15 protein-coding genes are annotated in these 13,221 nt (G+C 73.5%); 7 read left to right on the forward strand and 8 right to left on the reverse strand.

What is annotated here, in order from left to right; genetic code table 11:
- Positions 1 to 158: 158 nt before the first annotated feature.
- Both AB4Y76_RS15420 and AB4Y76_RS15425 read right to left on the reverse strand, forming a co-directional pair.
- Positions 159 to 599, reverse strand: a complete 441-nt coding sequence (locus AB4Y76_RS15420; protein ID WP_441926809.1) for a PaaI family thioesterase — start codon at positions 597 to 599, stop codon at positions 159 to 161.
- 19 nt (positions 600 to 618) lie between these two features.
- Positions 619 to 1,698 carry a DNA polymerase domain-containing protein gene (locus tag AB4Y76_RS15425; RefSeq protein ID WP_441926811.1) on the reverse strand — a complete coding sequence of 360 codons (1,080 nt, stop codon included), beginning with the start codon at positions 1,696 to 1,698 and terminating at the stop codon, positions 619 to 621.
- A 110-nt stretch (positions 1,699 to 1,808) separates the two neighbouring features.
- On the opposite strand from AB4Y76_RS15425, the gene msrB reads away from it, so the two are divergent.
- Positions 1,809 to 2,216, forward strand: a complete 408-nt coding sequence (gene msrB / locus AB4Y76_RS15430; RefSeq protein WP_441926813.1) for a peptide-methionine (R)-S-oxide reductase MsrB — start codon at positions 1,809 to 1,811, stop codon at positions 2,214 to 2,216.
- Between the two features lie 7 nt (positions 2,217 to 2,223).
- On the opposite strand, the gene AB4Y76_RS15435 is transcribed toward msrB, so the two are convergent.
- Genes AB4Y76_RS15435 through hemG form a run of 4 tightly spaced genes read right to left on the reverse strand, consistent with a single transcriptional unit; the run spans position 2,224 to position 5,689 of the window.
- Entirely contained in the window at positions 2,224 to 2,523 is a 300-nt protein-coding gene (locus AB4Y76_RS15435) for a hypothetical protein (RefSeq protein ID WP_441926815.1), read from the reverse strand.
- Between the two features lie 3 nt (positions 2,524 to 2,526).
- Positions 2,527 to 3,474, reverse strand: coding sequence for a hypothetical protein (locus tag AB4Y76_RS15440; RefSeq protein WP_441926817.1), 948 nt, complete (start codon positions 3,472 to 3,474; stop codon positions 2,527 to 2,529).
- A gap of 52 nt (positions 3,475 to 3,526) precedes the next feature.
- A complete protein-coding gene (hemQ, locus tag AB4Y76_RS15445) occupies positions 3,527 to 4,225 on the reverse strand; it encodes a hydrogen peroxide-dependent heme synthase (RefSeq protein WP_441926819.1) in 699 nt (232 codons plus the stop codon).
- A gap of 24 nt (positions 4,226 to 4,249) precedes the next feature.
- Positions 4,250 to 5,689 carry a protoporphyrinogen oxidase gene (gene hemG / locus AB4Y76_RS15450; RefSeq protein WP_441926821.1) on the reverse strand — a complete coding sequence of 480 codons (1,440 nt, stop codon included), beginning with the start codon at positions 5,687 to 5,689 and terminating at the stop codon, positions 4,250 to 4,252.
- A gap of 55 nt (positions 5,690 to 5,744) precedes the next feature.
- Between hemG and AB4Y76_RS15455 the strand changes: the two genes are divergently transcribed.
- Complete coding sequence (locus AB4Y76_RS15455) at positions 5,745 to 6,638, forward strand: DUF4349 domain-containing protein (protein ID WP_441926823.1); 894 nt, start codon at positions 5,745 to 5,747, stop codon at positions 6,636 to 6,638.
- Here AB4Y76_RS15455 and hemE read toward each other — a convergent pair whose 3' ends face one another.
- Positions 6,639 to 7,682, reverse strand: a complete 1,044-nt coding sequence (gene hemE / locus AB4Y76_RS15460) for a uroporphyrinogen decarboxylase (protein WP_441926825.1) — start codon at positions 7,680 to 7,682, stop codon at positions 6,639 to 6,641. It lies immediately after the preceding gene.
- Positions 7,683 to 7,752: 70 nt separating this feature from the next.
- On the opposite strand from hemE, the gene AB4Y76_RS15465 reads away from it, so the two are divergent.
- On the forward strand, positions 7,753 to 8,349 hold the full coding sequence (locus AB4Y76_RS15465) for a DUF3000 domain-containing protein (RefSeq protein ID WP_441926826.1): 597 nt from the start codon (positions 7,753 to 7,755) through the stop codon (positions 8,347 to 8,349).
- A complete protein-coding gene (locus AB4Y76_RS15470; RefSeq protein ID WP_441926828.1) occupies positions 8,349 to 9,659 on the forward strand; it encodes an HRDC domain-containing protein in 1,311 nt (436 codons plus the stop codon). Before AB4Y76_RS15465 ends, AB4Y76_RS15470 begins: the two co-directional genes overlap by 1 nt.
- A 2-nt stretch (positions 9,660 to 9,661) precedes the next feature.
- Here AB4Y76_RS15470 and AB4Y76_RS15475 read toward each other — a convergent pair whose 3' ends face one another.
- Positions 9,662 to 11,038 (reverse strand): extracellular solute-binding protein, encoded by a 1,377-nt coding sequence (locus AB4Y76_RS15475; RefSeq protein WP_441926830.1) that lies wholly within the window; start codon positions 11,036 to 11,038, stop codon positions 9,662 to 9,664.
- Positions 11,039 to 11,176: 138 nt separating this feature from the next.
- On the opposite strand from AB4Y76_RS15475, the gene AB4Y76_RS15480 reads away from it, so the two are divergent.
- The 3 genes from AB4Y76_RS15480 to AB4Y76_RS15490 all read left to right on the forward strand — a co-directional run bounded on the left by AB4Y76_RS15480 (position 11,177) and on the right by AB4Y76_RS15490 (position 13,207).
- A complete protein-coding gene (locus AB4Y76_RS15480; protein WP_441926832.1) occupies positions 11,177 to 11,959 on the forward strand; it encodes a hypothetical protein in 783 nt (260 codons plus the stop codon).
- Between the two features lie 10 nt (positions 11,960 to 11,969).
- A complete protein-coding gene (locus AB4Y76_RS15485; protein ID WP_441926834.1) occupies positions 11,970 to 12,590 on the forward strand; it encodes a hypothetical protein in 621 nt (206 codons plus the stop codon).
- Between the two features lie 176 nt (positions 12,591 to 12,766).
- Complete coding sequence (locus AB4Y76_RS15490) at positions 12,767 to 13,207, forward strand: type II toxin-antitoxin system PemK/MazF family toxin (RefSeq protein ID WP_441926836.1); 441 nt, start codon at positions 12,767 to 12,769, stop codon at positions 13,205 to 13,207.
- Positions 13,208 to 13,221: the final 14 nt, after the last annotated feature.

A 13,221-nucleotide genomic window follows, 5' to 3' on the forward strand; every position in this document is an offset into this window, starting at 1 on the left:
CCACCACCGCCTCAAAACCCACGCCGGCTGGCACTACGACATCCAGAGACCCGGGACCTACCGCTGGCGATCACCAGCCGGCTACACCTACCTCCGCGACCAGACCGGCACCCGACAACTCACCCCGAGACCCGTCGACCCACCCGGCTGACGAAACCTCAGCCCAGGACGCGCAGCTGGTAGAAGCCGTGCGTGCGGGCCACCACCTCACCGGCCTCGTCGGTGACCTCGGTGAGGAGCTCGAAGTTCGACTTGCCGTTCGCGGCCGTCTCGGCCTGCACGCGCGCCCGATCCTCCTCGGAGAGGGTCGTCCGCGCGGTGGCGGCGGTCATCGCCGGGCGGGTGAAGTCGATCTCGAGCCGCTTGACCAGGGGGACGGCGCCGGGGACGTCGAAGAAGCCGCCGATGATCCCGCCGAGCATCTCCGCGACCGAGAACAGCGAGCCGGCGTACGCGACGCCGAAGTGGTTCACGTTCGGTGCCGTCGGGATCCTCGCGGCGGCGCGACCGGGCTCGGCCTCCAGGACCTCGAGGCCCATCGCGCCCAGGATCGGGACGACGGCGTGGACGTGCGCGGTCTGCTCGCTCAGATCGGTCATGCCGGAAAGATAGCGGGCCTCAGCCCTCGATCCGGTTGCCGTCCTCGTCCCAGTGCGACGCCACCTTCTTGCTCGGCTGCACCCGCGGCGGCTCCCCCGGCATCTTCGGGTAGTCGGGCGGGTAGTTCAGCTCCACGGCGCCCTGCTCCTCCCACGCCGCCAGCAGCGGCTCCAGGGAGTTCGCCACGTCGTCGATCGCGGCCCACGGATCGCCGTCGGCCATCCGCTCCGGGACCGTGAACAGGTTGTACGCCTTGGGGTCGGTGACGCCGGCGAGCTCGTCCCAGGTCATGGGCGTCGAGACGGGCGCGCCCGGGATCGGCCGCAGCGAGTACGCCGACGCGATGGTGCGGTCGCGGGAGTTCTGGTTGAAGTCGACGAAGATCCGCTCGCCGCGCTCCTCCTTCCACCACGCGGTGGTCACGCCGTCGTCGCGCTTCTCCAGCTCTCGGCCGAACGCGATCGCGGCGTGCCGTACGTCGGCGAACTCCCAGCGCGGCTCGATCCGCACGTAGATGTGCACGCCGCGGTTCCCGGAGGTCTTGGGGAAGCCGACCATGCCGAGGTCTGCGAGCAGCTCGCGCGCCACCCCCGCCACCCGGACCGCATCGGTGAAGGTGGTCCCCGGTTGCGGGTCAAGGTCGATGCGGAGCTCGTCGGGCCGGTCGACGTCGCCGCGTCGTACCGGCCACGGGTGGAAGGTCAGCGTCCCCATCTGGGCGCACCACACGGGCACGGCGATCTCGGTCGGGCAGACCTCCCGGGCCGTCCGCCCCGACGGGAAGGTGACCTCGCAGTCCTCCAGGTAGTCGGGGGCGCCCATCGGGACCCGCTTCTGGTAGAACGCGTCGGCCTTCTCCCCCGGCCGCCCGGTGCCGAGCTTGATCCCCGGCTGGACGCCCTTGGGCCAGCGCTCCAGCGCCGTCGGCCGCTCGCGCAGCGCGCGCATCAGACCGTCGCCGACGGAGGCGAAGTACTCCGCGACCATCAGCTTGGTGACCTCGGGCGTCGTCTCGGTCGCCGGGTAGATGACCCGGTCCGGGCTGGAGACCCGGACGGCACGGTCACCGGCGACGACTTCGGCTGCGGGAGTGGCCATGCGTCGACCCTAGAGGAGCCCGCGGACGTCCCGGGTGCGTGACGCCGGCGTCACCGTTCCGTCACCACTCCGGAGCCGTTCCGCTGGTGTCGCTCAGTAGGCTGGCCCACATGGGTTACCAGGTCGAGAAGTCCGACGCCGAGTGGCGTGAGCAGCTCTCCCCCGCCGAGTTCCAGGTGCTCCGGCAGGCCGGCACGGAGCGCGCGTTCACCGGCGAGTACACCGACACCAAGACCGTCGGCGTTTACAAGTGCCGCGCCTGCCAGGCCGAGCTGTTCCGCTCCGACACCAAGTTCGACTCGCACTGCGGCTGGCCGTCGTTCTACGCCCCGCTCGCCGGCGACACCGTCGAGTACATCGAGGACCGCTCGATGGGCACCGTCCGCACCGAGGTCCGCTGCGCCAACTGCGGCTCCCACCTCGGCCACGTCTTCGAGGGCGAGGGCTACGGAACGCCGACCGACCAGCGCTTCTGCATCAACTCGATCAGCCTGACGCTGGAGCCGACCGAGGGCTGAGGGTCCGTCAGTCGCGTGTTGCGGTGCGGTCGTGGACCGCGACCCGGCAGTTGCGGACGAAGCCCCGGCGGTCCAGGAAGTCCCACTTGTAACCGGGGAAGGACCCGGAGTCACGCGTCTCCTCGAAGAGCCGCTGGCACGCCTCGTCCGCCGTGTCCCCCTCCCGGACCACGAGGCCGCTGCCGAGCTCGCGACCCAGGTTCTCGAGATCGGGACTGGTCCACAGCCACGCGGCTCCCCCCGCCACGGCGAAGCCACCGACGAGCAGCGTGCACAAGGCGAGGAACACCTGGTCGCGACGACGCACAACTCAGCCCTTCACCGGCGCGAGAGCAGAGCTGACCTCGACGAGGCCCGGCCCGAACCTCCGGTCGGCCCAGGCCTGGAGGGTGCCGTCGTCGTGGACGACGTACACCTCGACGGCGTCGAAGCCCGACGAGACGGACAGCATGCCGGGCACCCGGTCGAGCGCGTCGGCGATCCGGCGCAGCTCGGCGTCGGTGTGTTCGGCCCTGCTGACGCACATCGGGCCGCCCCAGATCGCGCGGAGCGTCCGCTCCGCGCCCGCCAGGTCGCGGGTTACCCGGACGTTGAGGATCATCCGGCGCGGGTCGTCCACGGCCGCCTCGGGGCCGGTGCCCGCGGGGTCGTCGAGCAGGGCCCGGTCGATCCAGGCGTCCGCGTAGCCCGGCAGGGTGCCGGCGCGCTCGAAGAACGCTGACTCGGTCTCCTCGGTCGTCGTGGCCGGATCGACCACCTTCCAGCCGCCCTCGGGGACCGGACAGGGTGAGGAGAGGTCGCGGGTGTCGTCCTGAGGCGGCGGACCGTCGTAGCTCGCGAACGGCACGACCTCGGTGACAGCGAACCGGGTCCCGTCGAAGCGGCCGGTCACCGCATAGCCGCCCCAACGGACACCGTTGGCCTGCGCGAAGGTGCCCCGGTGGTCGGCCCAGTCGAACCCGGTCAGAGCCACGCCTCCGCACGGCGGCGACGGGTACGACAACCCGATACCGCCGAGGCAGAGCTCCGGGTCCTTGCCGGCGCCGGCGAACACGGTCGCCGTTCCGATGGTCCGGACCAGGCCGTCCGCCGCCGGTACCGCGGTCGGCATCCCGCTCGGGGCCGCCGAGGACGACGCCGCGGACGACGCCGCGCTCGGTCCGGCGCGCAACGGCGAGGACTCGTCCCCGCAGCCGGCGACCAGCGCGCCGGCCAGGACGAAGACTGCCGCTACGGGCAGGAGGCGTCGGGTCCACATGGTGCTGCGACGCTAGCGACGCCGCACCGGTTCCGCAGCGGAAACCGCCCGGTCAGGGCAGCGCGTTGATGAGCACGCCGGGCTCGAGGCGGCGCCCGGTGTAGAACGGCACCTCCTCGCGCACGTGCCGCCGGGTCTCCGAGCCGCGCAGGTGCCGCATCAGGTCGACGATCCGGTAGAGCTCGGCGGCCTCGAAGGCCAGCATCCACTCGTAGTCGCCGAGGGCGAACGACGAGACCGTGTTGGCGCGCACGTCCGGGTAGTCGCGGGCCATCTTGCCGTGCTCGGCGAGCAGGCGGCGACGCTCGCCGTCCTCGAGCAGGTACCACTCGTAGGAGCGGACGAAGGGGTAGACGCAGACGTAGGGCTGCGCCTCCTCGTCGGCGAGGAAGGCCGGCACGTGGCTCTTGTTGAACTCGGCCGGGCGGTGCAGCGCCATCTGCGACCAGACGCCGTCGAGACGGCGGCCGAAGGCGGTCGAGCGGAACCGCTGGTACGCCGCCTGCAGGTCGTCGGCCTCTTCGGCGTGCCACCAGATCATCAGGTCGGCGTCGGCGCGCAGGCCGGCGACGTCGTACACGCCGCGGACGACCACGTCCTCGGCGTCGAGCTCCTTGAAGAGCGCCTCGACCTCGGCGACCTCGGCGGCGCGGTCGGCGCCGGCGTACAGGTCACGGAGCCTGAAGACCGACCACATGGTGTAGCGCACCATCTCGTTGATCTCGCGGGCCTTCTTCACGTTGGTCGCCATGGGCCCATTCTCGCAAAGCGCCGGTCAACCGCGTGTCGGCGGGTCCAGGTCCGCGAGCAGCGAGGAGACGGCCGTGTGCGCGGAGGCGATGCAGGCGGGGATCCCGAGCCCGTCGTACGCCGCCCCGCAGACCTCCAGACCGGGCACGCGGGCCACGTCGGCACGGACGGTCGCGATCCGGTCGAGGTGCCCGACGGCGTACTGCGGCAGCCCCCCGCCCCAGCGCTGCACGTGGCTGTCGATCGGACGGACCGCCAGCCCGATCGCGTCGGCGAGGTCGTCGAGCGCGATCTCGACGAGCTCCTCGTCGGTGCGCTGGAGCTGGTGCTCCTCGCGGTGCCGTCCGAGCGAGCAGCGCATCACCAGGACGTCGCCGGCGGCGCCGCCGGCGCCTGCTTGGCGGACCCACTCCCACTTCGAGAACGAGAAGGTGGCCGCCTTGACAGCCTTGCGCTCCACCGGCGGCACCAGGAACCCGGAGCCGGTCACCTCGGGGAAGTCGCGGGCGGCGAAGGCCATCGTCACCAGGGCGACCGAGGCGTACTCGATCCGGGCGAGCTCGAGCGCGGCGGTCGGCGCGACGTCGCTGAGCAGCCGGGCGGTCGCCCGCGCCGGCGTGGCCACCACGACGGCGTCGCAGTGCAGCAGCCGGGACTCCCGGGTCGGGCCGACCACCAGCGTCCAGCCGCCCTCGGGCCGCCGCACGAGGTCGCGCACGGTCGCGCCGGTCTCGATGCGGGCGCCGCTCGTGGCCGCGACCGCGTCGGGCAGCCGGCCGATCCCGCCGCGGATCCCGGCGAACACCGGCACGTCGCTCACCGGTCCGGAGATCGCCCGCGCCGCGGCCTTGCTCAGCGACCGGTCCCGGTCGAGCAGCGCGACGACCTGCGGCACCGCCGCCCGGGCGGAGATCTCGCGGGCGTGGCCGGCGTACACGCCGCCGAGGAGCGGCTCGACCAGGCGGTCGACCACCTCGCGACCGAAGCGTTCCTCGACCAGTCCGCCGATGCTGGTGTCGCGCCCCTCCAGCGAGGTCGCCGGCAGCACGGCGTCCATCGCGGCCCGGGCCAGCCCGGGCTTCGAGATCACCCCGGAGTCGGCGAGCGCGCGCAGGTCGGTCGGAATGCCCATCAGGGTGCGCGGCATCGGAGCCAGCGCGCCCCGGGTCCACAGCGATGCGCTGCTCGTCGCGGGGTGCACGATCGCGTCGCCGAGCCCGCTGGTCCGCGCCAGCGCGACCCCCTCGGGGCGCCGGTTGAGCATCGACTCGGCACCGACGTCGACCAGGACGCCGCCGACCTCGGCCCGGAGCAGCTTCCCGCCGATCTCGGCCGACGCCTCCAGCACCAGCACGTCGGCGTCCGGTCGCTCCTCCCGCAGCCGCGCCGCGGCCGCCAGGCCCGCGATGCCCCCGCCGATCACGACGACCGAGGGACCCGAGCCGGGCGCAGGAGGGGTGGGCACGGCCCCAGGTTACGGCGCGACGGATCCGAGCCGACGCCGGCTGCGTCCCACCGCCATGACGCCGACACCAGCACGGGCTCTCGCCGCCCTCCCCGCCGTTGCCCTCCTGCTGCTCCTCGCCGGCTGCGGCGGCGGCAGCTCCGACGACGCCGCCCCGGCGTCCGCCGACTCCGGTTCCACCGCGTCCAAGGCCGCCGAAGCCCCGGCGGCAGCGGGCGCGGGCTACGCCAGCGACACCGGTGACGCCGCCGGAAGCGGCTCCGCGTCCCGCACCTACGAGACCCGTGCGGTGATCTCGAAGGGCAGCATCCAGCTCCGCTCCACCGACGTGGACGCCACCCGCGACGACCTCGCCGTCCTGCTCGCCGGCTGGGGCGGGACGGTGGAGAACGAGCAGTCCTCGACCGACAAGCACGGGCACACCGACCACCAGAGCCTGCAGCTGCGGGTCCCGGTCAAGTACTTCGACACCGCCATGAAGAGCATCTCCGGGCTCGGCACGCTGGTCGACCGCAGCCGCACCTCCGAGGACGTGACGACCCAGGTGATCGACACCCGGGTCCGGATCCAGGCGCAGAAGGCGAGCATCGCCCGGGTGCAGGCGCTGCTCGCCGAGGCCACCTCGATCAACCAGGTGATCGCGATCGAGAGCCAGCTCACCCAGCGCCAGTCCGAGCTGGACTCCCTGGAGCAGCAGCAGGCCTACCTCGCCGACCAGACCGCGATGTCGACCATCGGCCTCACCATCGCCCGGACCGGTACGAAGGCCGCACCGGTCGAGGCCGAGGGCGGGTTCCTCGCCGGGCTGGAGGCCGGCTGGGAACGGCTCGGCGCGAGCACCACCGCGGTGCTCACCGCGGTCGGTGCGCTGCTCCCGTTCGCCGCCGTGGCCGCCCTCGTCGCGGCCCCGTTCTGGTGGACCCGGCGGCGTCGCGCCGCGGGTGCGTGATCAGCGGGCGCTGACCTCGTGCACGTGGTCGGTGAGCCGGGCCAGCTGGTCCGGGTCGGTCGACGGGATCACGCCGTGGCCCAGGTTGAAGATGTGCCCGCGGGCCTCCCGCCCGGCCGCCAGCACCTCGTCGGCGCGGGAGAGCATCACCTCGGTCGGTGCGAAGACCAGGGTCGGGTCGAGGTTGCCCTGGACGCCGCGCACCCGGTCGGGCCCGCCGATGCGGCGTACGCCCTCGGCCATCGGCACCCGCCAGTCCACGCCGACGACCTCCGCGCCGGCCTCGCCCATCAGGTCGAGGATCTCGCCGGTGCCGACGCCGAAGTGGATCCGCGGCACCCCGGTCTCGCCGATCGAGGACAGCACCGAGCGCGAGTACGGCAGCACGCTGCGCCCGTAGTCGGCCCGGGTGACCGCGCCGGCCCAGGAGTCGAAGAGCTGGACGGCACTCGCGCCCGCGGCCACCTGGACGTGCAGGTAGGCGGCGGAGATCCCGGCGATCTTGCGCATCAGCGCGTCCCAGACGTCCGGGGCGCCGAACATGAGGGCCTTGGTCTTCGCGTGCTCCTTCGACGGCCCGCCCTCGACCAGGTACGACGCCACCGTGAACGGCGCGCCGGCGAAGCCGATCAGCGGGGTCGCGCCGAGCTCGCCGACCAGCTGGGTGACCGCCTCGGTGATGTAGGGGACGTGGTCGGGCGTCAGGTCCGGGATCGCCTCGACGTCGGCCAGCGTGCGGACCGGGTTCGCGACCACGGGGCCGACACCGGCGACGATGTCGAGGTCGACGCCGATCGCCTTGAGCGGCAGCACGATGTCGGAGAAGAAGATGGCCGCGTCGACGCCGTACCGGCGCACCGGCTGCAGGGTGATCTCGGTGATCAGGTCGGCCCGCATGCAGGAGTCCAGCATGCTGATCCCCTCGCGGATCTTGAGGTACTCGGGCAGCGACCGACCGGCCTGGCGCATGAACCAGACGGGCGTGTGCGGCACCGGCTCACCGCGGGCGGCACGGAGGAAAGCGGAGTCGTGAGCGGCAGACATGGGACGATCTTCGCAGGTCAGGCGGCGAGTCGGGGCGGCGGGATCCGGAGATCCGCTCTAGCCTGAGGTCATGTCCGCACCTCGCGAACGCCACATCGAACCGACGCCGCAGCCGGCCGAGTTCGAGCGCGCCGTGCGCCAGCTGCGGGAGGCGAAGTTCCGTCCGGAGGTGTTCGCCGAGGAGATGCCGGCGCCGCAGCGGATCGCGCCGTACGCCTCGGCCCTGTCCGCGGACGTCACCGTCGACGGCGAGGACGTCGGCACGGGACGGATCGTGCTGCTCCACGACCCCGCCGGCAACGACACCTGGGACGGTACCTTCCGGTGCGTGGCCTACGCCCGCGCCGACATCGACCCCGAGCTGGTCACCGACCCGTTGCTCGCCGAGGTCGGCTGGACCTGGCTGACCGAGGCGCTCGACGCGCACGGCGCGGAGTACGGCGCCCCCTCGGGCACCGTCACCAGCGTGGCCTCGGAGAGCTTCGGCGGGATGGCCGAGGAGCCGGCCACCGCGCAGATCGAGATCCGGGCGTCCTGGACGCCGCACGGCGAGCTCACCCCGCACGTCGAGGCCTGGGGCGAGCTGCTCTGCACCGCCGCCGGCCTCCCGCCCGTCCCGGAGGGGGTCGCGACCATGCCGAGCCGGCGCGGTCAGCGCGGCGAGTGATGGCGGAGGAGACCACGGCCGAGTCCTCGGCGGGAGCGGCCGACGCCGCGTCCGCCCCCGAAGCACCTCCGGCACCCCTGCTGACCCTGCGTGACGGGCTGCCGCCGATCGTCGAGACCCCGGAGGCGCTCGCGGCGGTGATCGAGAAGGTCGCGGCCGGGACCGGCCCGATCGGGCTCGACGCGGAGCGTGCCTCCGGCTACCGGTACTCGGCCCGGGCCTACCTCATCCAGCTGCGCCGCGAGGGCGCCGGCACCGCGCTGATCGACCCGATCGCGTTCGACGACCTCACCGAGCTCAACGAGGCGTTCGGCGGCGCCGAGTGGATCCTGCACGCGGCCAGCCAGGACATCCCGTGCCTGCGCGAGGTCGGCCTGGTGCCGACGGCGCTCTTCGACACCGAGCTCGCGGCGCGGCTGCTCGGCTACCCCCGGGTCGGCCTGGCCACCCTGGTCGAGACGATCGTCGGCAAGTCGATGCGCAAGGAGCACTCGGCGGCCGACTGGTCCAAGCGCCCGCTGCCCACGCCGTGGCTCGAGTACGCCGCCCTCGACGTCGAGGTCCTGACCGAGCTCCGCGACGTCCTCGGCGCCGAGCTCGAGGCCAGCGGGAAGGCCGAGTGGGCCCGGCAGGAGTTCGAGCACCTGCTCAGCTTCGAGCCTCCGGCCCGGCAGGACCCGTGGCGGCGTACCTCCGGGATCCACAAGGCCAAGGGCCGACGTGCCCTCGCCGCGGTCCGCGAGCTCTGGCTGGTGCGCGACGAGCTGGCCGCCGAGCAGGACACGACGCCGGGCCGGCTGATCCCGGACGCGGCCGTCATCGCCGCCGCGAACGCGCTGCCGACCAACGGCAAGCTGCTGCTCGACACTCCCGGCTTCCACGGCCGCGGGGCCCGCCGGTTCCTGGACACCTGGCTGGACGCGTTGAAGCGGGCCCGGGCGCTCCCGGAGAACGAGCTGCCCCCGGTGGCGAACCGGTCCGACGGTCCCCCGCAGGTGCGTTCCTGGGCCGACCGCGACCCGGTCGCCGCCGCCCGGCTCGTCGCCGCGCGCAAGGCGGTCACCGCGCTGTCGGAGGAGCGGAACGTGCCTGTCGAGAACCTGCTCACCCCCGACTACCTGCGTCGTGAGCTGTGGACGCCGCCGCAGGTCCCGGACGCCGAGCTCGAGGCCGCCGTCGGCGCCGAGCTGCGCGCCTTCGGTGCCCGCGAGTGGCAGATCGACCTGATGGCGCCGATCATCGCCGAGGCGATCCGCAACCCCGCCGTGGACGAGGCGGACGAGGCGGCCGAGGAGCCGGCCGGCGCGTGAGCTCAGCCCGCTGACGGGCTGGCGCTCGGGCTGGTGCTCGGGCTGGGACTGGGCGTCGGAATGGGCGTGAACAACGGGACCGACGCGGCGTCGATGGCCTTCAGCCGCCCCTCCAGCGGATCGATCACCGGGTCGTAGAAGAGCCCGGCGAGGAGCGGCGCGGTGTGCGCCGCGACCGACGGCCAGGTCTCCACGGTCGGGAACTGCCGGATGGTGCGGACCGCGTTGACGAAGACCGAGGCGCTGACCGGCTCCTCAGCCGGCTGCAGGAAGGCGTCGGAGTTAGCGACGTCGACGTTCGTCGGGACGACGTACCCGGTGCTGGCCAGCACCGACATCGCGTCCGTGGAGACGGCGTAGGCGAGGAAGTCCGCGGTCGCCTCCTTGTGCTCGGAGGTCTTGCTCAGGCACAGGCCGCGGCTGTCGCCGCTGGTGGCCTTCGCCTTGATCCGCGGCATCGGGAGGACGTCGAAGTGCAGGTCCTGCTGGGTGCGCAGCTGCGGGGTCAGGTCGCGGTAGCCGAACATCACCGCGAGCTGGCCGGCCTTGAAGCGCTGCAGCGCCGACCGCCGGGCGATCTGCTGGGCGGTGAAGGTGGTCTGCGGGTCGCGGACGACCTCGAGCAGCTGCTCCATCGCCGAGGAGCTGGCCCCCGAGGAGAGCGTGAGGGTGGTGGGCTCGTCCTGGTCGTCGACCACCTCGCCGCCGCCGGACCAGACGAACGGCGCGACCTGGTTGAGGTCGGGCGAGACGTAGAGACCGCGGACCCGGCCGAGCGAGGCCTGCTGCGCGGCCGCCGCGAGGTCGTCGAGCTTCCAGCCGGACTCGGCGTCGACGGGGGCCTGGCCCTCCGGACGGAGCGTGGCCAGGTCGACCAGGTCGGTGTTCACGTAGGCGACGAGCGGGGAGACGTCGACCGGCATGCACTGGAGCGCGTTGTCGGAGCTGTACGCCTCCAGCGCGTTGCGCTGGAAGCCGTCCCCGAAGTCCACCTGACGCTCGCCGAGGAGCTCGTCGAGGCTCTGCACGGCGTCGTCCTCGACCAGGCGCGGCACTTCCTGCTGGTCCGCCAGGAAGGCGTCCGGCGCGTTGCCGGCCTGGATCTGCTGCGCGAGCGCCGCCTCCGCCGTGGCCCGGTTGTCGTAGGGCCGGACGTTGACGACGATGTCCTTGTGCCCGGCCGTGAAGTCGGCCGCGATCTTCGCGTAGGCGCTGATCACCGGCGGCGGGCCGTAGACCGCCAGCGTGATCAGGGCGGGGCCCTGCGGGGTCGGTGTCGCCGACGGCTCGGCCTTCGCGTCGTTGCCCGAGCACGCCGCGGTGAGCGCCAACGCCCCCACGGTCGCCCCGATCGCCAGCACCCGGCTCCGGCCGATCACAGCAGACTCCCTCCTGCCGTGGGGCGGCCCCGCGGCACGATCACCCTAGCGGGCACCCCCGCACGCCCCGACCGGCTCCCGCAGAGCGATCCGGCGAGCCTGCCGGGCGTCCTCGGAGGAGGTCCCTAGGCTCGGTTCATGCGTGCCTTCCCCCGCTCCGCGATGCTGCTGGCTGCCTGCTCCCTGGCCCTCGTGGCCGGCTGCGGTCCCGACGACGAACCGACCGGCGGAGCCGTCCAGGACCCCACCGCCACCGCGTCGACCGGGACGACCGTCGACCCGGGTGACCCCGGTGAGGACGGGACCGCCGAGCCCACCCCCGGCGACTCTCCGAGCACCCCGGGCGGCACCCCGGCGACCGCGGCACCGGCGAGCCTCGCCGACAGCCTGCTCGCCACCGGCCAGGTGCCCGGCCTGAACGCGTCCTGGAAGTGGCAGGACGGCGAGACCGGTCCCGCCGGCACCGACCCGTTCGGCGTCTGCGCGAAGGCCGACCTGGCGAGCATCGGCGCCACCGAGGTGGTCGACCGCAGCTTCTTCCCACCGGTCGACACCGACGACCACGCCGGCCAGCAGGTGGCCGAGTTCCCCGACACCGCCACCGCGGCCCGCGCCGCCAAGGTGCTGGCCAGCTGGCACGACCAGTGCCGCAGCCGCGTCACCGGGGCCACCGGCGTCAAGGTCGGTCCGGTGACGAGCGTGCCCACGAGCGCCGGCCGGGGCAGCTGGTACCTGGTCAGCTGGACGCCGAAGGGCGCCGAGGAGGGCCGGTACCACGCCTTCGGCACCGTGGTCGACGGGAAGCGGATCACCGTCCTGTCGATCGACAACGGCGGCCAGGACCACAACTACGCACCCGGCAAGGAACCGATGACCGGCATGGTCCGCGCCGCGGCCGCGAAGCTGGGCCGACCCGCGTAGTTTGGCCCGTATGACCGAACGGCACCACCACCGTCCGTCGATGCCCGGCGCCGGGCACTTCGAGGCCATCGAGGCGACCCGGGACGCCGATCCGGCCCTCGTCACCGAGGCCGCCGAGCGGGCCGCACTCGCCCTGGTCCGCGGCGCCCGCGACCAGGCCGACGCCGCGCTGGTCTCCCGGGTCGTGCACCTCGCCGACACGGAGGGCATCGAGACGCTGGCCCAGCTCTGGTCCGGCGCCGGCCCGCAGACGTTGGCCGGCACGCTCTGGCGGCTCTACCTGCTGCGGAGCTGGGTGCACGCCGACCCGGAGACCGCGGCCCGCGAGTTCGACCGCGGCCGCCGGCTCGCCCCGGTCGCCGAGGCGATCTCGGGGGTCGAGGAGCCGCCCGGGCCGGACGAGGTGCGCGCGCTGGTCGACGCGGTCCTGCAGGGCGTCGTCGTCGGGGACTTCGCCGACACGCTGTTCCGGGCCTCCGCGTTCGCCCGCGTCGCCGCCGCCGGACGTGCCCAGGAAGAGGAGTCCGGCGGGTCGTCGTACAGCTCGGACCTGGCGGCCTCGCGCCTGCTGAGCCTCGCCGACCAGCTCCACCAGGCCGCGAAGCTGGAGCTCGACGGCCGCCTTTCCTGAGGCGTTTCGGGCATATCCGCTGGGGTCGCGGCGTTACACTCTCCGTGCGCCGGGCCGTGGYAGCCCCGGGTCCCAAAATCAGCCGCTACGAGCGGCCACGCGCCGTGAGGCGCTCCCGGCCCGGCGCACCATCTCTCCCCGGCCCTCTTCTGGCCGCCGTCGGCTAGCGTCGCGCCATGGCGCTCCGACTCCCCCGCTTCCTGCCGCGCCGGCGACGTCCGCTCCCGCCGGGCTCGATGCCGTACGCGCCGAACCGCAACGGCCGTCCCGACCCCGGCGAGGTCTGCTGGGCGTGGGTCCCGTACGAGGACGACCCGTTGCAGGGCAAGGACCGGCCGATCCTGGTGCTCGCGACGAGCGGGAGCACGGTGACCGCGCTGGCGATGACGAGCAAGGACCACGACCGCGACGCCGCCCAGGAGGCGCGCGCCGGGCGCTCCTGGATGGACGTCGGTACCGGGGACTGGGACACCCGCCGGCGCCCGAGCGAGGTCCGGCTCAACCGCGTCCTGCATCTCGACGCGAGCGCCGTGCGGCGCGAGGGCGGGGTGCTGCCCCCGGAGCTGTTCGCCCGGGTGCTCGCGGCCGCGGCGCCGTACCTGCCCGGGGACGGCTGAACGGCGTCAGAGCT

The sequence above is a fragment of the Marmoricola sp. RAF53 genome, assembly GCF_052114005.1.
Classification (GTDB): Bacteria; Actinomycetota; Actinomycetes; order Propionibacteriales; family Nocardioidaceae; genus Marmoricola.